This window comes from Parasphingomonas halimpatiens (assembly GCF_036663795.1).
Lineage (GTDB): Bacteria > Pseudomonadota > Alphaproteobacteria > Sphingomonadales > Sphingomonadaceae > Sphingomonas.
On record NZ_JAXOJP010000056.1, the window covers coordinates 1 to 18,487 of the forward strand.

Annotated in this window: 11 protein-coding genes and 1 pseudogene; 8 read left to right on the forward strand and 4 right to left on the reverse strand. The window is 67.6% G+C overall.

All coding sequences use genetic code 11. From position 1 onward, the window contains the following. Positions 1-197 (forward strand): annotated as a pseudogene (locus U1839_RS25420) (hypothetical protein); the annotation flags it as partial. A 26-nt stretch (positions 198-223) separates the two neighbouring features. On the opposite strand, the gene U1839_RS25425 reads toward U1839_RS25420, so the two are convergent. Continuing rightward, a complete protein-coding gene (locus U1839_RS25425) occupies positions 224-1,261 on the reverse strand; it encodes a LacI family DNA-binding transcriptional regulator (protein WP_332806363.1) in 1,038 nt (345 codons plus the stop codon). Between the two features lie 96 nt (positions 1,262-1,357). Between U1839_RS25425 and U1839_RS25430 the strand changes: the two genes are divergently transcribed. The 7 genes from U1839_RS25430 (at position 1,358) to U1839_RS25460 (ending at position 13,117) form a co-directional block, all read left to right on the forward strand. Next, positions 1,358-2,848 carry a UxaA family hydrolase gene (locus U1839_RS25430; RefSeq protein ID WP_332806355.1) on the forward strand — a complete coding sequence of 497 codons (1,491 nt, stop codon included), beginning with the start codon at positions 1,358-1,360 and terminating at the stop codon, positions 2,846-2,848. Further along, the gene (locus U1839_RS25435) at positions 2,845-4,284 is read left to right on the forward strand and encodes a mannitol dehydrogenase family protein (protein WP_443030662.1); all 1,440 of its coding nucleotides are present in this window, start codon (positions 2,845-2,847) and stop codon (positions 4,282-4,284) included. Before U1839_RS25430 ends, U1839_RS25435 begins: the two co-directional genes overlap by 4 nt. Positions 4,285-4,361: 77 nt before the next feature. After that, complete coding sequence (locus U1839_RS25440; RefSeq protein WP_332806356.1) at positions 4,362-5,171, forward strand: 2-keto-4-pentenoate hydratase; 810 nt, start codon at positions 4,362-4,364, stop codon at positions 5,169-5,171. A gap of 24 nt (positions 5,172-5,195) precedes the next feature. Continuing rightward, a complete protein-coding gene (locus U1839_RS25445) occupies positions 5,196-6,503 on the forward strand; it encodes an MFS transporter (protein ID WP_332806357.1) in 1,308 nt (435 codons plus the stop codon). Positions 6,504-6,513: 10 nt separating this feature from the next. Then, positions 6,514-10,305: a LamG-like jellyroll fold domain-containing protein gene (locus U1839_RS25450; RefSeq protein ID WP_332806358.1), complete on the forward strand. Its 3,792-nt coding sequence runs from the start codon at positions 6,514-6,516 to the stop codon at positions 10,303-10,305. 2 nt (positions 10,306-10,307) lie between these two features. Continuing rightward, a complete protein-coding gene (locus tag U1839_RS25455) occupies positions 10,308-11,531 on the forward strand; it encodes a DUF885 family protein (protein WP_332806365.1) in 1,224 nt (407 codons plus the stop codon). Next, on the forward strand, positions 11,528-13,117 hold the full coding sequence (locus U1839_RS25460; protein WP_332806359.1) for a family 43 glycosylhydrolase: 1,590 nt from the start codon (positions 11,528-11,530) through the stop codon (positions 13,115-13,117). The genes U1839_RS25455 and U1839_RS25460 overlap by 4 nt, the downstream gene beginning before the upstream one ends. Here U1839_RS25460 and U1839_RS25465 read toward each other — a convergent pair. From U1839_RS25465 to U1839_RS25475, 3 genes are read right to left on the reverse strand one after another with little or no spacing between them, the layout of a single operon-like run. After that, a complete protein-coding gene (locus U1839_RS25465; protein WP_332806360.1) occupies positions 13,089-13,853 on the reverse strand; it encodes a L,D-transpeptidase in 765 nt (254 codons plus the stop codon). The genes U1839_RS25460 and U1839_RS25465 overlap by 29 nt on opposite strands. A gap of 1 nt (position 13,854) precedes the next feature. After that, positions 13,855-16,233 carry a two-partner secretion domain-containing protein gene (locus tag U1839_RS25470; protein WP_332806361.1) on the reverse strand — a complete coding sequence of 793 codons (2,379 nt, stop codon included), beginning with the start codon at positions 16,231-16,233 and terminating at the stop codon, positions 13,855-13,857. A gap of 56 nt (positions 16,234-16,289) precedes the next feature. Next, positions 16,290-17,921 (reverse strand): ShlB/FhaC/HecB family hemolysin secretion/activation protein, encoded by a 1,632-nt coding sequence (locus tag U1839_RS25475; RefSeq protein ID WP_332806362.1) that lies wholly within the window; start codon positions 17,919-17,921, stop codon positions 16,290-16,292. Positions 17,922-18,487 lie beyond the last annotated feature (566 nt).

Sequence of the window (18,487 nt, forward strand, 5' to 3'; positions counted from 1 at the left end):
TCGAAGGCAAGACCGAGCGTCAGAAAAACCCTCATCCCAAGGGCTCGCTCGCTTATGCCGCATGGGTCTGCGCTCGCCTCGGCGGATGGACCGGCTACTACGGAAAACCCGGCCCGGCCGTCATGCTCAACGGATGGCTCGAAATCCAGGCCGCTAAACGTGCAATCCAAACCCTCGGATACCAGACCAATGTGTGAATCTGGTAGCCCTGAAGGGGAGGGGCTTAAGAAGCACCCGGCGGCGCGACCGAGCCGCGCCGGATCAGCGTCGAGAGGAAGACCGAGGGTTCCTCGACCTTGTCCTCGCCCTCGTCGCCATCGATGCCCGACAGCAGCTTGAGCGCGGCCGAGCGCGCCATCGAGGCGATCGGCCAGCGCACCGTGGTGAGCGGCGGCCAGACATGCGCGGCGATCGGGGTGTCGTCGAAGCCGATGATCGACAGGTCGCGCGGAATGTCGAGACCGCGCTGCCGCGCGGCGTGGATCACGCCGGCCGCCATCTCGTCGTTGCACGACAGGATCGCGGTCGGGCGCGGCATCACGTCGAGCAGGCGCTCGGCGGCGACCAGCCCCGAATCGAACGTATAGTTGCCGTCGGCGACCATGCTGCGCGGCAGCGCGATGCCGGCGGCGGCGAGTGCATCCTCGAAACCGAGCCGGCGTTCGAGCGCCGAGCGGAAGCCGTGCGGCCCGGCGACGAGGCCGATGCGGCGATGGCCCTGGGCGATGAGGTGTTCGGTCGCCTCGCGTACCGCCTCGCGATCGTTCGAGGTGACCATATTCTCCGGCTTGTCGAGCGGCGCCGAGCCCATGCGGACATAGCGGCAGCCGATATCGGCGCAGAGTTTGGCGACACTGTCATTCTCGCTGATCGGTGGCATCAGCAGCACGCCGAACAGTCGCTGGCGTTCGAGGAAATGGCGCAAATCGTCGAGCATCGTCGCCGAGCCGCGATCGACCGGGCGCACGACCATCTCGAATTCGGTGCCGCGCAGCGCCTCGAGCATGCCCTGCTGGACGTTCATCACCGTCTGGGCGTTGGGATTGTCGTGGACCAGCCCGATCAGGAAGTTGCGGCGCAGCGCTAGCCCGCGCGCCTGCGGGTTGGGGATGTAGGACAGCCCCTCGATCACTTCCTCTACCTTGCGGCGGGTTTCCTCGTTGAGCAGCGGCGAGCGGTTGATCACCCGGCTGACGGTCTTCTTGGAGACGCCCGCGATGCGGGCCACATCGTTGATCGTCGGCTGGCCGGTCTTGCGCATCGCGCAGGCATAGCGACGTGGTGGCCCTGCGACCAGTCTTGCGATATCGCTCGATCCGGCGCAGGGAATGATACCGGTTACCATGATTGGGCGAGGATGACGGCCAGGGCATTGCGGATCGACGCGGCGGACAATGTCGCGACGCTGCTCGACGACGGGTATGACGGCGAGCGCGTGACGGTCGGCGACGCCGAGGTGGCGTTGCGCGGCGATGTCGCGCGCGGCCACAAGGTCGCGCTGGCGGCGGTCGCGGCGGGCGAAGCGCTGATCAAATATGGCGCGCCGATCGGCCGCGCGACGCGTGCGATTCAGCCGGGCGAGCATGTCCATTCGGACAATCTCGCCACCGCGCTGACCGGGACGCTCGCTTATCGCTATCAGCCCGCGCTACCCGCTGCGGCGCCAATCGCGCGCCCCGGGGCGGCACCGCAGTTCCTCGGCTACCGCCGCGCCGACGGTCGGGTCGGCACGCGCAACGAGATCTGGATCCTGCCGACGGTCGGCTGCGTCGCGCGCACCGCCGAACGCATCGCCGCCCGCGCCGCCGCGACGCTGGGCGACGCGGTCGACGGCGTGCATGCCTTCACCCACCCGTTCGGCTGTTCGCAGCTCGGCCATGATCTCGACGGCACGCGCGCGATCCTCGCGTCGCTCGCCTGCCACCCCAATGCCGGTGGCGTACTGATCGTCGGGCTGGGCTGCGAGAACAACCAGATCGAGGCACTGCTCGAGGCCGTGCCCGCATGGCGCCGACCGGCGATCCGCACGCTGGTGACGCAACTGAGCGGCGACGAGGTGGCGGAAGGTGCCGCGCTGGTCGCCGAACTGGCCGAGGCAGCGCGCTGCGAGCGTAGCGCGGTCGGGCTCGACGCGCTGGTGCTCGGTGTGAAATGCGGCGGGTCGGACGGGCTGTCGGGGCTGACCGCCAACCCGCTGGTCGGGCGGATCAGCGACCGCGTTGCGAAGGCCGGCGGTCAGGTGATTCTGACCGAGATTCCCGAGATCTTCGGTGCCGAGCAACTGCTGATGAACCGCGCGGCGAACGAAGGCGTGTTCGATTCCATCGTCGGGCTGGTCAACGATTTCAAACAGTACTTCATCGACCATGGCGAGCCGGTGTCGGACAATCCCTCGCCCGGCAACGTCGCCGGCGGCATCACCACGCTGGAGGAAAAGTCGCTCGGCGCAGTGCAGAAGGCGGGCAGGGCGGCGGTTGCCGATGTGATCGGTTATGGCGAGCGGATCGCCGTCGCGGGGCTGACGCTGCTCGAGGCGCCGGGCAATGATGCGGTGTCGTCGACCGCGCTGGCGGCGGCGGGGGCGACCGCCATCCTGTTCACCACCGGGCGCGGCACGCCGCTCGGCTTTCCGGTGCCGACGATCAAGATATCGTCGAACAGCGACCTTGCGCGGCGCAAGCCCGGCTGGATCGATTTCGACGCCGGCAGCGTGCTCGACCAGGGTTTCGATGCTGCCGAGGGCGCCCTGCTCGAACGGATATCGGCGATCGCATCGGGTGCCGAGACCGCGGCGGAGCGCAATGGCGAACGCGAGATCGCGATCTGGAAGCGTGGGGTGACGCTGTGACCTTGTTGACGCGTGCCACGCTTGCCGGGGTGCCCGCCGGAATCGCCGCGCCGCGCGGCCGCGCTGTCGGCGGGGTGGGCATCGTCCATTTCGGCCCCGGCGCCTTTCACCGCGCGCACCAGGCCGCCTATGTCGACAGCCTGCTCGATCATGACCCACGCTGGGGCATCGCGGCGGTATCGATGCGCAGCCGCGGCACGATCGACGCGCTGGCCGCGCAGGACGGGCTCTACACTTTGGCGATCCGCGATGCCGAACCGGGGATGCGCGTGATCGACGCGCATCGCCGCTTTCTCGGCTCCGAGGACGGTGCCGCGACGCGCGCGCTGCTCGCCGATCCGGCGACGCGGGTGGTGACCAGCACGGTGACCGAGAAGGGTTATTGCCTCGCCGCCGACGGCACGCTCGACCTTGCCCATGCCGATATCGTCCATGATCTCGCCCGGCCGGTGGTGCCGCGCAGCGTCGTCGGCTGGATCGCCGCCGGGCTGGCGGTGCGACGCGGCGCCGGGGTCGCGCCATTCGTGCCGATGCCGTGCGACAACCTCGCCAACAACGGCGCCAAGCTGCGTGCCGCGCTGGTCGCCTTTGCGCGCGCCACCGACCCGGCGCTGGCCGACTGGATCGCGGGTGAGGTGCGCGTGCCCTCAACGATGGTCGATTCGATCACGCCGGCGGCCGACGACGTGTTATACGCCGATGTCGCGGCGGCGCTCGGCGTGACGGACCGCGCACCGGTGCAGCGCGAGGCGTTCGTGCAATGGGTGATCGAGGATGTCGGTGTTGCCGACTTCCCCGATCTCGCTGCGGTCGGCGCGACGCTGACCAGCGATGTCGCGGGCTATGAAAAGGCCAAGCTGCGCATCCTCAACGGCGCGCATTCGACCTTGGCCTATGCCGGGCTGCTGCGCGGCCATGTCAGCGTCGCCGACGCGATGCGCGACGCCGAACTCGCCGGCTTCGTTGACGCGATGATTCGCCGCGACATCATGCCGATGCTCCCGGCGGTGCCGGGGTTCGATCTCGACGGCTATCGTGCGGCGGTGCTGCGGCGCTTCACCAACCCGGCGATCGTCCACCGGCTCGACCAGATCGCGCAGGACGGCTCGCAGAAGCTGCCCTACCGGCTCGGCGACACGCTGCTCGCCAACCGCCGCGCCGGGCGTATGCCGCGGCATGTCGTGATGGCGCTGGGTTGCTGGGTCGCGTTCCTGATCAAACGCAGCGCGGCGGGCATCGCGATCGTCGATCCGGCCGCCGAGTCGCTGGTAGCGGCGGTGGCGGGCGCCACGCCGCGCGCGGCGATGGCGCGGCTGATCGCGGCCGGCTTGGGAATTCCCCATGCGCTGCAACAGGATGATGAAGCCTGTGTGGCACTGGAGAAGGCCGCCGAAGCGGCATTCAACGGGGATATCGCGGTGGATGGCGCGGCGTGATCGTTACGGCGCTTGTCAATGACACCGGTTTCCCATACGCAACGCGCAACGACGCTGATTAGCGCGAGGGAGGGGTCTTGGCGGTGCAGCCAATCGAGAACAACCATGGCAACGACAATATCGCGCGGATCGCGCGCTCGTTCGTCGACGCACGCCGCGACGGGACGACGCTGCTCGATTATCCCGGCGACATGCCCGCCGGACTGGCCGACGCCTATGCCGTGCAGGATGCCGCGATCGGCCTGGCACGCGGTGAGATCGCCGGCTGGAAGGTCGGGCGGATCAACCCGCCGCTCGGCGAGATCGATCGGCTCGCCGGGCCGATTTTCGCCGACCATGTCTTTATCGCTGACGGCGCCGATCTGGCGATGCCGGTGTTCGCCGGCGGGTTCGCCGCGGCCGAGGCCGAGTTCCTGCTGCGCATCGCCGCGGCACCCGATCCCGCCAAGACCAGCTATACGATGGCCGAGGCGCGCGCGCTGATCGACGCGGTGCATATCGGCATCGAGATCGCCAGCTCGCCCTTTCCCGGCATCAACGACCATGGTCCGACGGTGACGATTTCGGATTTCGGCAACAATAACGGCCTGATCGTCGGCCCGGCAATTGTCGAATGGCGCGACACCGACCTCAATCACTGGCCGGTCGAACTGTGGATCGACGGTGCGCGGATCGGCGCGGCGACGGCGGCGACGATGCTCGACGGGCCGTTCGGCGCGGCACGCTTCCTGTTCGAACTGATGGCACAGCGCGGCATCGCGCTCGCCGCCGGACAATGGATTTCCACCGGCGCGGTAACCGGCGTACATCCGGTGGTGCCCGGCAACCATGTCGCGGCGCGGTTCGACGACCGGCTGTCGGTCGAAAGCACGATCAAGGCCCGTTAGAGGCCGATACTCAGGAGAGAGACGATGGCGACGAACGGGACCAGCGGAGTTAGCGCCGCCGCGGCACGGGTCGGCCGCTATCGCTGGGTCATTTGCGGCCTGTTGTTCGCGGCAACCGCGATCAACTATGTCGATCGCCAGATGATCGGTCTGTTGAAGCCGTTGCTCTCGCAGGATCTGCACTGGTCGGAAAACGACTATGCCGCGATCGTCTTCTGGTTCCAGACCGCCTATGCGATCGGTTATCTCGGCTTCGGCAAGGTCGTCGACCTGATCGGCGCGCGCTTCGGTTACGCCATCGCGGTGGTGATCTGGACGATCGCGCATGTCGCGCATGGCGGGGTCTATTCGGTCACCCAGTTCGCCATGGCGCGCTTCGGGCTCGGCATCGGCGAATCGGGCAATTTCCCCGGCGGCATCAAGGCGGTGACCAGCTGGTTCCCGGCACGCGAGCGCGCGTTCGCGATCGGCATCTTCAACGCCGGGTCTAATGTCGGAGCGATCGCCGCGCCGTTGCTGGTGTGGCTGCTCGTGCCGATGATCGGCTGGCGCGGGACCTTTGTCGCGACCGGCATTCTCGGCGTCGTCTGGGTCATCGCCTGGCTGGTGTTCTTCCGCGACGACCCGCGCGAGCACCGCGCCGTCACCGCGGCGGAAGTCGATTTCATCGAACAGGACCCGAAGGACCCGGTGATCAAGGTCAGCTGGTGGACGTTGTTCAAGCAGCGCGAAACCTGGGCATTCGCGCTGGCCAAGTTCTTCATCGACCCGATCTGGTGGTTCTATCTGTTCTGGCTGCCCGATTATCTCGGCAAGCAATATGGCCTCGACCTCCTTCACTGGAGCAGCCCGACCGCGGTGATCGCACTGGCGGGGATCTACATCATCTCCGATTTCGGCAGCGTCGCCGGAGGCTGGATGTCGGGGCGGATGATCGCGGCCGGCGCCTCGATCAACCGCGCGCGCAAGCTGACCATGCTGATCTGCGCGATCTGCGTGCTTCCGGTGCTGTTCGCCACCTCGATCAGCAATTTGTGGGTTAGTGTCGGTATCATCGGTCTCGCCGCCGCCGCGCACCAGGCCTTTTCGGCCAATGTCTATGCGCTGCCGGCCGACCTGTTCCCGCGCTATGCCGTCGGGTCGGTGATCGGCATCGGCGGCACGCTCGGCGCGCTTGGCGGGATGCTGTTCTCGCTGCACGCCGGTGACGTGCTGCAGCGGCTGGGCACCTATACGCCGCTGTTCGCGCTGGCCGGTGCGGCCTATTTCCTGGCGTTGCTCAGCGTGCACCTGTTGTCGCCGCGCCTCGCGCGTGTCCACAGCGACCTTTGAGGGCTTGCCAATGACCGGTACCGCCGCCCGCCGCTTGTTGGCCGCGAGCGCGGTGCTGGCGCTCGTCATCGCGTCGCCGGCCGTCGCGCAGGATGGTACCGGGCTGCTGTTCCGCGTTTCGGCCGACAAGAGCCTGACCGCCGATCTCGCCATGGGCGATCCGCTGCCCAACTTCCGCAGCGGCGTCGATGTGGTGCCGGATGGCGCGATCGGCGGCGCGGCGCGGTGGCAGGATGATGGCTATGTCGCGTGGAAGGCGCCGGGCAATATTCGCGCGGCACGCGGTACCTTGGCCTTCTTTTGGCGGCCGCGCACCCCGGTCGGCGAGGCGCCGTTCAACATCTTCCGCGTCGGCTTTGCCGATCACAGCAGCTGGGACATGGCGTTCCTGCGCATCGACTGGAACGGGCACGGCTTCGACGCCTTCGTCACCGATGCCAATCTTTCGCGCATCCGTGTGTCGTGGCGGATCGACGTGCCGCCCGCGCCTGATGCCTGGCGCCACATTGCCTTTGCGTGGGACGAGACCAAGGGCGTGCAGCTGTTCGTCGACGGCAAGCCGGTCGCGCGCAAGGAGCAGAAGGCCGACCTCGATTCCGGGCTCGACCAGTTCGGCCTCGCCGGGCGTGTGCTCTCGCCGCATCAGGTGCAGAGCCGCTATCACTTCATGCGCGGCAGCGATCTCGATGAGATCCGCGTCTATGATCATATGCTCGGCGAAGGCGACATCCTGGCGCTCGCCGACAAACGCGAGCCCGGTACTGCGCCGGCGCCCGACGGAGCGGCGCGGCGTCAGGCTTGGCTGCACCGTTATGGCTGGGATCGTGCCGCACCGCCGCCGCTCGACGCACCCGTCACGCGCATCCGCAAGGTCGAGTTCGCCGATGCGAAGGACCTCAAGCAATGGATGTGGAAGGGCGTCGACGGCATTGCCGAGACGACCTGGCCGGGCGTCTACAACCGCTCGCGGCTGCCCGGGCGCGACGATTATTTCGAGCTGCCCGACTGGAATGTCTATGTCGAAGGCGGCAAGCGCTACGACCTGACGGTGCCGCCGGGCGAGCGCTTCAACCGCGTCGAACTGCGCGGCGCGGCCTATGGCAATTTGCTGTGGAGCGATGGCGGCAAGCCGGTGACGCTCGGACAGCGGCCGCCGGGCGTGGTGCGCAGCGTCGACGGTTTTGCCGAGCGACAGGGCGGCACGCTGAGCTTCGTCAACACGATGCAGGAGCAGCCGATCCAGGAGCTCTGGGCCTATGATGTCGGCGCGGGCGCGGAGCCGGCGGGCAGCTTCAAGCTGTCCTACACGGTCGACGCCAATGTTTCACCGCGCATCGCGGCGCTCGATCCGCTCAACGCCTTCATCGCCGGGCGTTATGCGCCCGACGAGCGTGCGACCGTCGTCGCGATGCCGTCGTCGGGCGTCAAGGCGGCGGTCGGCGCCGGCGCGGCGGGCGGGGCGGGCAATGTCGTGCGCGCGGCCGGCGACCAGCCGATCGTCCATGTCTTGATCCCGGCGAGCTTCGGCGACGCCTATCCCGACAAGCCGCTGGCGCGCGCCTGGGATTATGGCTGGCAGAACCTCCATGACGGGCTCGACGGCATCGCCATCGACCTGCCAGCGCTGACCGCGACGCCCGACGCGCACGGGCTGATCGCGCTTAACATCCAGGTCAAGGACCCGATCTGGCCGCAGCGCGACATGATCGACGTCTCGGTGTCGGTGAAGCCGGGCGAGAAGCGCAGCTTGTGGCTCGACCTGCGCGATCGGATCCTGTCGAACGACAGCCTCTATCTGACGATCGCCTCGGCCGCGCCCGATTTCGCCGCGCAGAGCCTCAACGGCGCGAAGATCCGGCTGGTGTTCAAGCCGCGCGACGCGGCGCTCGGCGAGCATGTCGCCGACCGCTTCAACCAGGTGAAGGACAATTGGGGCTTCCTTGTCGAGGAGCATACCGCCTCGAAGCGCGCGGCGCTCTATGCGCGGGTCCATGCCGACATCACCGACCTGCTGCGCGTCGACCCCGACAATGCGCTGGCGCGCAGCTATTGGGCCGACATCAATTATCGGCCGGAGAATATGCCGGCTTTCGTTCAGCCGGTGGCCCCACCGGGTATGCCGCTATGGGCGTTTCGTCAGCTCGAGGATCTGAAGCTCGCGCGGCGCTTCGTCGACTGGTGGATCGACACCCGCCAGGTGCCCTATGGCGATTTCGGCGGCGGCATTTCCGACGATGTCGACCTGACCGAGCAATGGCCTGGGCTCGCGCTGATGGGGGTGCAGCCGGACAGGATCAACGCCTCGCTGCGCGCGCTCGACGACGCGGTCTACAAGAACGGCATGATCGTGAACGGCCTCGGCTATGTCACGACCGACGAGCTCCACGCCTATGAGGAGGGGCTCAACGTCAATGCCGAGCGGCTCTATCTCAACTGGGGCGAGCCGCGCGCGATCGAGCGGCTGATGGACAATGTCCGCGGGTTGCAGCGCGTCATCCTGCCCAATGCGCAGGGCCACATGCACTTCGCGAGCAACTGGTATGGCGGGCGCAAGATCTACCGCGAGGGGGCGTGGGAATGGCAGAAGCCGTACAGCTTCACCGTGCTGCACGGACCGATGCTGGTCGGGCTGTACAATGGCAACGCCGCAGCGCGCGGCATGGTCACCGGCGTGATCGACGGCTGGCTGGCGCACGGCAAGCAAGGCAAGGACGGCGTCTGGAGCTATCCCAACGAGATCAACTGGCGCAGCGATGCCGAGCGTGCCGGCGATGGCGGCGGCATCTCGACGCCGTTGCAGGCGGCCTGGGCGTCGTATCGCTTCACCGGCGACGTCAAATATCTCCGGCCGATCGAGGGGCGGGTCGCGAAGTCCGGGCCGGGCGCGCTGAGCGAGATGAACGAGAATGTCTTCGACGTTGCGCCGCAGGGGGCCGCGTGGCGCAAGGCGTTGCTCGCCAAGGCGTCCGACGAACCCTTTGCGCGCTACACCGCCTGGGCCGCGACCGGGAATGTCGCGCCGCTCGAACAGCTGCATGCCGATGCCATCGCGACCAAGGCGCAGCGGCTGTACATGATGACCGAAGGCCATTGGTGGTCCGACCGCGTCGAATCGGCGATGGACATTCTCCAGCGCGAGCGGCTTGGCGGTGTGGCGCTGGTGCGCAACCAGGGCTGGCCGGGGAACACCGTCAGCTGGCGCTTCGACCATGACGACGCGGCGGAAAAGGTCGCAATCCTGCTGCCCGGTGCGACGCCCGAGCATTTCCGCGTGATGGCCTATAATGGCAGCGACCAGACCGAGGCCGCGACGATGACGAGCTGGAACGTCACGGCCGGCCAATGGCGGATGACGCGCGGAGACGGCACGACCGAGCCGGTGACACTGGAGCGCAGTGGTGCCGTTCGCGTGAGCTTCGCGCCGCACACGACGACGAGCTATGAGTTCACGCTGGTCAAGGCGGCGGGCGATGTCGCCGACCGGCCCGATCTCGGTATCGGCCGCGACGACGTGTCGGTGAAGGGACGTGCCGTAACCGTCACGGTCCACAGCCTCGGCGCGAAGCCGGCGGTCGGCGGCACGGTGACGCTGTTCGGGCGCGACGGCTATGTGCTTGCCAGTGCGAAGGTTCCGAATCTCGCTGCGCCGGTCGATCTGCTGCCCAGGGTCGCGACGGTGCGGCTGAACCTGCCGGCCGGGATCGCGCCGCAGGATGTCGATGTGCGCGTGGCGCTGCCCGGCGACGCGGCGGAGGTCACACGCCTCAACAATGTCGTGCCGCTGGTCGCGCCGACGCCGTGACGATGCTGGCGTCGCGACGCGCGGTGATCGTCGGGGGCGCAGCGGTGGTTGCGCTCCCCTCGGCGGCCTGGGCGATAAGCGATGACATGCGGCTGCGCGCCGCGCTCGATGGTTTGCCCAAAGGCGGCGACCCGGCGGCGAAGCTGGCGGCGTTGCGGGACTTCGATCCCGCGCGGCTGTCACTGCCTGCCCGGCTTGATCTGACGGCGGTGCGCGAAGGGCTGGCGATCGACGCCGCGATCATGCGCCGCTTCGCGGTGGCCGATCCGGTCAAGGGCTATGCCGCCGCGTCCCCGGCGGATCGCCCGGCATGGTTTGCGCTGCTGCTCCAGCGGCGGCTCGGCATGGTTGATCTCGCTATTGCTCGGCGCCGTCTGGAAGCCGAGCGCGTTCGGTTGTTGAGCCGCGCCGATCGCCTGCTGCGCAAGATCGGCCATGACAGCGGAACGACTGGCGCGCGCTTCACCGCGCTCTTCGCCGATCCGCGCTGGCTCTACAGCGACGACGAGGCCGGCCGCGATCGCGCGGTCGCCGATATGAACCGCGCACTGGCCGATCGGCGCCGGCAGGTGCCGCTGGCCTTTGATGCGGTCCCGCGCTGGTGCCTCGACGTCAGTGCCGCGCGCGTGTCGCGCGCCGACGAGATCGCCGGCAAATCGGGCCGGCGCGAACTGCCGGTGCCGGGTAAGGGCGGCGCCTATTATGTCGACCTGAAGGAAATCCGTCGCCGGCCGAGCTGGACCTTGCCGTCGGTCGTCGCGCACGAGTTGCTGCCCGGCCACATGATCCAGCTGCCGATCGAGGCGGCCCCCCGGCCGCACCCGCTGCGGCTCGATTATACGCCCGCGTTCGCGGAAGGGTGGGGCATCTATGCCGAGCAGCTTGCCGCCGCCCAAGGGGCGTTCGCCGATCCGATGGCCGAGCTCGGCCATCTCCACTGGCTGCTGTTTCGCATCGGGCGCGGCCTCGTCGATATCGCGATCCATGGCGACGGCTGGCCGGTCGAGCGCGCCCGCGCGCAGCTCGTCGACTGGCAAGGTGAACCGGCCTATTTCGCGCCGTTCGACACCGATCTCGCGCGGATCGTCGCCGAGCCGGCGAGCCGCGCCGCCGAGGCACTGGCCTGGCTGACCATCGCCGATCGCGCCCCGCGCGCGGTGGCGGCGCGCAAACCCTTCCACCGCGCGCTGCTGGCCGGCGGGCGCAAACGGATGACGTTCCCATGAGTTTCACACGACGCGACGCCTTCGGCATCGCCGGGTTAGCCGGCGCCGCGCTGCTGCCCGGTGAGAGCGCGGCGAAGACGAGCGCGGCGCCGCCGCCGCGCTGGCGGCGCGGCATCGACAATCAGCGCATCGCCGATCTCGGCAATGGCACCTTCCTCAACCCGGTGATGGCCGGCGACCATCCCGATCCGGCGATCCTCAAGGACGGCGCCGACTATTACCTGACCTTTTCCAGCTTCGATTCCTATCCGGGCCTCGTCATCTGGCATTCGCGCGATCTGGTGAACTGGCAGCCGGTCGGGCCGGCGCTGACGCGCAACATCGGCTCGGTCTGGGCGGTGTCGCTGGTCAAGCATGACGGGCGCTTCTTCCTCTACATCCCGACCAAGAGTTCACCCAATTCGATCTGGGTGATCCATGCCGAGCAGATCGCGGGGCCGTGGAGCGAGCCGGTCGATCTCGGCCTGCACAAACATATCGACCCGTGCCACGCGGTCGGCGAGGATGGCAGCCGCTGGCTGTTCCTGTCGGGCGGCGACCGCGTGCGCCTTGCCGAGGACGGGTTGTCGACGGTCGGTGCGGTCGAGCATGTCTACGACCCGTGGCATTATCCGGCCGACTGGGTGGTCGAGGGTTTCTCGCCCGAAGGCCCCAAGATCGCGCGGCACGGCGGCTGGTTCTACCTGATCACCGCGGTCGGCGGCACCGCCGGCCCGCCGACCGGACATATGGTGATAGCCGCGCGGTCGCGCTCGATCCACGGGCCGTGGGAGAATTGCCCGGCCAACCCGCTGGTCCGCACCGAAAGCGATGCCGAAGCGTGGTGGTCGCGCGGCCATGCCTCGCTGGTCGAGGGGCCGGCGGGCGATTGGTGGACGCTCTATCACGGCTTCGAGAAAGGGTTGTGGACGCTCGGCCGCCAGACGCTGCTCGACCGCATCGAATGGACCGCCGATGGCTGGTTCCGCATGACCGGCGGCGACCTGTCGCAACCGATCGCCAAGCCCAAGGGCGGCAGTGCTGTCCCGCACGGCATGGCGCTGTCGGATCGCTTCGATCGTTTCGCAATCGGCACGCGGTGGAGCTTCTTTCGCCCGGGCGTCGATGACGGCAAGCGGGTACGTACCGCTGACAATATTCTCCACCTCGCGGCCCGCGGCACCGCGCCGGTCGACTCCTCGCCGCTGCTGCTGATAGCGGGCGATCCGGCCTATCGCTTCGAATGCGATGTCGAGATCGATCCCGGCACCACTGCCGGGCTGGTACTGTTCTACGACGACCGGCTCTATTGCGGGCTCGGCTTCGACGCGCAGCGTTTCGTCACCCACCAATATGGCCAGGAACGCGGCCGCCCGGCCAATCCGCATGGTCGCCGGATGACGATCCGCGTCACCAACGACCGCCACATCGTCACCTTCGACACCAGCGGCGATGGCGGGCGCAGCTGGACGCGCTTCGACCGCGGCATGGAGGTGTCGGGATACCACCACAATGTGAGGGGCGGGTTCTTGATGCTGCGCCCCGGCCTCTATGCAGCCGGCGCCGGCGAGGCGCGGTTCAGAGACCTCCGCTTTTCGGCGCTGTGATATCGGCGCGTGCCGGCAGGCTGTGCCTCGGTGGCCCGGAAACTGGCTTTGCGCCGATATGCCACGATGATGGCGGGCTGTCGGAGGAGGCCGCGGCCGCGAACACATCGGCAAAGGCGCGCCGCTCTGGCAGCACATAGACGACACCGTTCTCCGGCCGGAACAAGGGCGCGACGATCGCCTCGTAAAAGGCTGCAGGTACGTTGATGCAGCCATAGGAAATGCGGTTGTCGCTGGCCGAGGCGGTCGCGAGGCGCGCCAGCCGGCGTTCGGCCGGTTTATTGGTGACCACCCGGTGCAACGATATCGCCGCGTCGTAATCGACCCACAGGACATCATGGGTCAGATCTCGGCCCATCTCTGCCTCGAAGCGTCCGGCCGGCGTAATTCGGTCGGCCGGGCCGATATCGGCGAGCTTGCGGTCGCCGATACCGGGCGGCGAGATATCGCCCCGCGTCAGGCCGAGCAGCGCTGGTGCCTCGCCCCGCAGCGACCCGTCGGACCTGAAGGCGAAGACACGCGCGGCGACCTTGTCGACGATGATGAAGGGCCGGCCATGCGCGTCGTTGCTGCGTACCACCCAATGGGCGAGTCGCCGCATGTCGCTCGATGCGGCGACGTCGGACCTGGCGGCAAGGCCAGGGGGTGCGACCGGCTCGGCCTGTCCCGCTCCCGCCGCCACAAGGGCGAACGGGAGGCCGAGCGTGACTCGCCAGGCAGGGCCGACACGGCGCATCCTAGTTGCGATCCGGCTTGGCCGGGCGATGCGGACGGTGCGTCAGCGGTGGCGTCGGTGGGTGCTCGACGACCACGACCGGAACCTCGGGCAGCTCCGGCGTGGGGGGGTGTTCGACGATAACGACCGGGACCTCGGGTTGCGGCGGCATGAGCGTGACCAGTTCCTCCGGCGGCTGCGGCGTGGTGATCACGACGCCCGGGAAGGTCGGCTGACCGGGCTGCCCGGGAGTGCCTGGCGGCGTCACGACGGGAGTCGTGACGGGCGGCGAAACCGGTGTCGTGACGGGTGGCGTCGTGACCGGCGGTGTCACGACGGGTGGTGTCACGACGGGTGGTGTCACGACGGGCGGCGTCACGACGGCAGCTGTGATCGTGCCCGTCGTCCGGAAGCCCGACACGCAGCACGAGCCTGCCAGCGCATATTGCCCGGCATTGGCGCCGGCGAGACTATAGCCGGTATAGCTGATGCCGACATTGGTGCCGACGGCCGCACTGTCGAACACCGCGCTGGCGCCGGCACCGGCGACCAGCGTGACGCCGACAGGGAGGCCCGAGGTCGCGGTGGTGTTGAAGCCGGTCAGCACCGTTGCAGTGGTGCCGTCGGCGGCTCGGCCGCCATTGGGGAAGAGCAGCATGCGCTGCACCACCGACGCGCCGAGGCTCAGCGTAAAGAAGCCCGAGAAATCTGTCGGGGCGGCGTAGGAGATCGGGTTGTAGTTGATGACTACCGCCGCATTGGGGCCCGTCACCGTGACCGGCGGGGTCAGCGGTGCGAACACCAAAGTGCCGCCGGCGACACCCGGGCCCGTGCCGTCCGCGCCGGCGATGATCAGCAGGCCTGGCTGGAGGCCGAGGCTCTGCGACGGGATCGTGCTGCCTCGTGTGAGCGTCACGGCGGCAGCAATCGTCACATCGTGACCGGCGCACAGCGCGATGTTGCCGTCGGTCGTCGTCATGGCGTGGAACACCGTCACATTGCGGCCGGCGTTGAGCAGGATGCTGCCATTGGTGGTGGTCAGCGCCGCATTGACGATGACGTCACGGCCGCAGCACGCCACGATATTGCCGTTGGTCGCGGTGACGGCGGCATTGAACACCACGTCGCGGAAGGCGTTGAGCCGCAGCGTCGTGGTGCTCGGCGTTGCCGTCCAGGCGACCGCGTCGTTGACGATGATGTCGCCATTGCCCGCCAGGGTGGTGCCCAGCGTCGTCGTCGGCGGGGTGCCCGGCACAGTCGCGTCGGGGCCGGGCAGCGTGGTGATCGTCACATTGTTGGTGACGAGTAGCGCCGAGAGCGTCGCGCCCGAGATGTTGCCGCCGGCGCCGATGATGAAGTCCTGCGGGTCGATCAGCCAGGTGCCCGTCACCCCCCGCGCTGCGAACGTCGAGACCTGCGAGCTGGCGGCGATGTTCACATGCGCGGCGGAGGTTTCGATGAAACCGCCATTGCCGCCATTGGGGGCGCTGGCGTCGATCGTACCGGTCAGGTTGACGGTGCCGTTTTCCATGTCGCCGAGCAGGCGGACCACGCCGGCATGGCTGTCGATCGTGCGCGCCTCGATCACGCCGGTGTTGTTGACGACGGTGCCGAGCAGCTGGCCCGCGCCCTGCGCGGTCAGCAAGACATTGCCGCCATCGGCGCGGATCAGTCCGCCGTTGCGCACCAGCGCGCCAACCGCGCCCTTGTCGACCACGATGTTGAGCAGGCCGTCACCCGCGACGTCGAGCGTGATCGCCTCGCCGCCGGCGAGCGCGACGCTGCCGAAGCGCGCCGCGATCGTACCGTCATTGGCGACATGCGCGCCGAGCAGCGCGACGAACCCGCCATCGGCCGCGGTGATCGTGCCTTGGTTGAGCACGGCGCCGCCGCCACTGCCGGCGAAGCGATAATTGCCGGCCATGAAGTCGGCATCGGTGATGTTCAGCGTCGAGGCGACGAGGCCGCCGACATTGACCTGCGAACTGGCGCCGAACAGCACGCCATTGGGGTTGACGAGGAACACCTTGCCGTTGGCGGTGAGGTTGCCGAAGATCTGCGAGGCATCGGGGCCGAGCACGCGGTTGAGCGCGACCGAATTGCTGTTCGGCTGGACGAAGGTGACGCTGTTGCCCTGGGCGATGTTGAAGCTGTCCCAGTTGATCGCGGCAGCACCGGTCGTCTGGTTGATCGTGACGCTGTTGGCGCCGCCGGTGATGGTGGCGGCGCCAGCGACGACGCTGCCGCCGGTCGGAAGCGATTGCGCCTGGGCCTGGCCACCCAGGGCGAGCGAGCCGGCGAGGCCGATCAGCGCGAGGCGGACGAGGGCGGTCGAGCCGAGCAATGGCCGGCGGGTGTTGGAGACGGAGGCGGCTGTGGTTGGATTACGGCGTACGGTCATGCTGACATTCCTTGAAGGAGAGAAGCGCGGCGCGGGGGCGCGGTGTCGCGCTGTCGTCAGAAGGTCTTGGTGATCTGGAACCAGAAGCGGCCGTCCCGATCGGGTGCCGAGGTTGCCGGGGAGGTGCCGAGCTTGCGGGCATAGGTCCCCCGGAACGTGAAATTCTCCGGCGCCATCCACGCCAGCCCGGCGCCATAGCCGCTGCGCGTCGTATGGTTCTGTGTCGTAAACCAGGGGTGCTTGGCGTAATCGACCTCGCCCGTTTCGACGAAACCGATCAATTGCAGATGCCCGGGGAATTTCGCTATCCCGTCGCTGAGCATCAGGCGCGCCTCGGCGGTGGCGATATAGCCCTGGTCGCCATAGGATTCGCCTTCGGGATAGGCGCGCACGCCATAGGCGCCGCCCAGCTCCATCTTTTCCGAGCTGTCGAGATTGTCGAACGCCAGCTGTCCGCGGACCGCACCGTAGAGCGACAGCGGCCCGGCGATCGCCTGCAGCCGCGCTACGCTGAACTGCACCTTGTTGAAGGTGCCCGCGCTATGCGCGGTGAGCGCGTCGGCCACGCGATCCAGCGGGCTGCGCAGGTCGAGATCGCCGATCGTCCAGCCGAGCGAAAAGGCCGTCCAGCCGCCGCCGCCGATCGAATCGCGGATGTTGCCGTTGAAGCCCAGCGTCACCGCCTGGCTGGCGCGGCGCGATTGCGTCGCGGCCAGGTCGGCACGGTCGTCGAACCATTTCGCGCTGACATCGGCCACCGCATAGAGGTTGGCGCGGCGCGATCGGATCAGGGGATAGCTGGCATAGAGGCTGGCGATATCGGCCGTGCCATGCGCCCTGAGCGCCTCGAACTCATGGCTGAGATCGTAGCGGAAGTGCGCATAGGCGACGCCGACGGTAAGATTGCCGAGCGGCACCTGCCATGCCGCGCGGCCATAAGCGAGACCCTCGGTCGAGGCGAGGACGCGCAGGCTGAGCATGTCGCCAAGGCCGGTGGCATCGTTGAGGTTGACCGTGCCGCCGGCGCGATAGGCACCGGTGTAGCGGTTGCCGGCATTGTCGGCTTCGATGCTGCCGGTAACACGGTGCCCGGGCGTGATCGCGACCGTCAGGTCCGACGAACCCTGGCTCGCGCCGGGCGAGAGTGTCGAACTGACGGCAATGCCCGGGATGTCGGACAGCAGCAGCAAGCGGCGCTCGAGCGGGGCGCTGGCGACGACATCGCCCGCGTCGAGGCCGCCCAGCACGCCCAGCGCGACGCCGTCGTGCAGGTTGCTCGAATTGGTAATGCTGACCTTGCCGTAGCGCCCTTCGATCACGTCGATCGTCACGGTGCCGTCCTTGACGTCCTGCGGCGGCAGATAGGCACGGGCGAGAAAATAGCCGCGCCGGTTATAGAAGGTCGCGATCCGCGCGGCGGCGGTGCGCAGCCCGGCGAGGTCGAGTTCGCTTCCGACGACGATGCCGCTGGCGGCGATCAATGTGCTCTCCGGGTACAAGGTTGCCCCGGATACATGCAGCACGTCGATGCGGATACGCGGCCCGCCCGGCGCGACCGCCGTGGCGGCGGGGGTGCTCGGGAGGGTCAATGGCGGTTCGTGCGGCGCGGTGACCGGCGCGGGCGGGATTTGCTGAATCTGGGTCCCGGCGCCGGGAAGCTGTTGCGCAAAAGCGGGTGGCGCCATCATCAAAGCGGCAACCGTTACTGTTCCTAAATGTCGCATAAAACCTCATGTCCGTCGCAAATATCAATTTGGACTGCGCCAGATATTGCAGGCAGCGTTACAATTCTCGATCGACGATTTAGTTCATTATTATCTTTGACAATTTTCAAATTTATTTTTTGAGACAGAAACATAATTTTAACTTGTTATGCGCTGGTGCAGGTATTTCAAATAATCTTATTACGTATAATATCTCATAGACGGCGGGATATTTGAGAAAGTCGCCATGCCACCGTGCCAGATGTGTGCACCGCGCAAGGCCGGCGCTGAACCTGCGGCAATGCTCTGGCCGTCACCCGGCAAAGTCGCACTTCGCAGCGGTCGGGCAGGTCCGAGGCTTGCTTCGTGCGTATCGTTGCGGGCGCCGACTTCGACGCCGGCGCCACACACGGACACTTTCTTCAAGGGTTTAGCCTAGGCCGTGTTGACAAAGGGGATTCCCAATAGCGGCAGTATCTGATTCAGGGTGGCTTTTGGGAGGCTGCCTTGATCCGTGGTTTGATGAGCGACGAAGAATGGAGCTGCCTTAA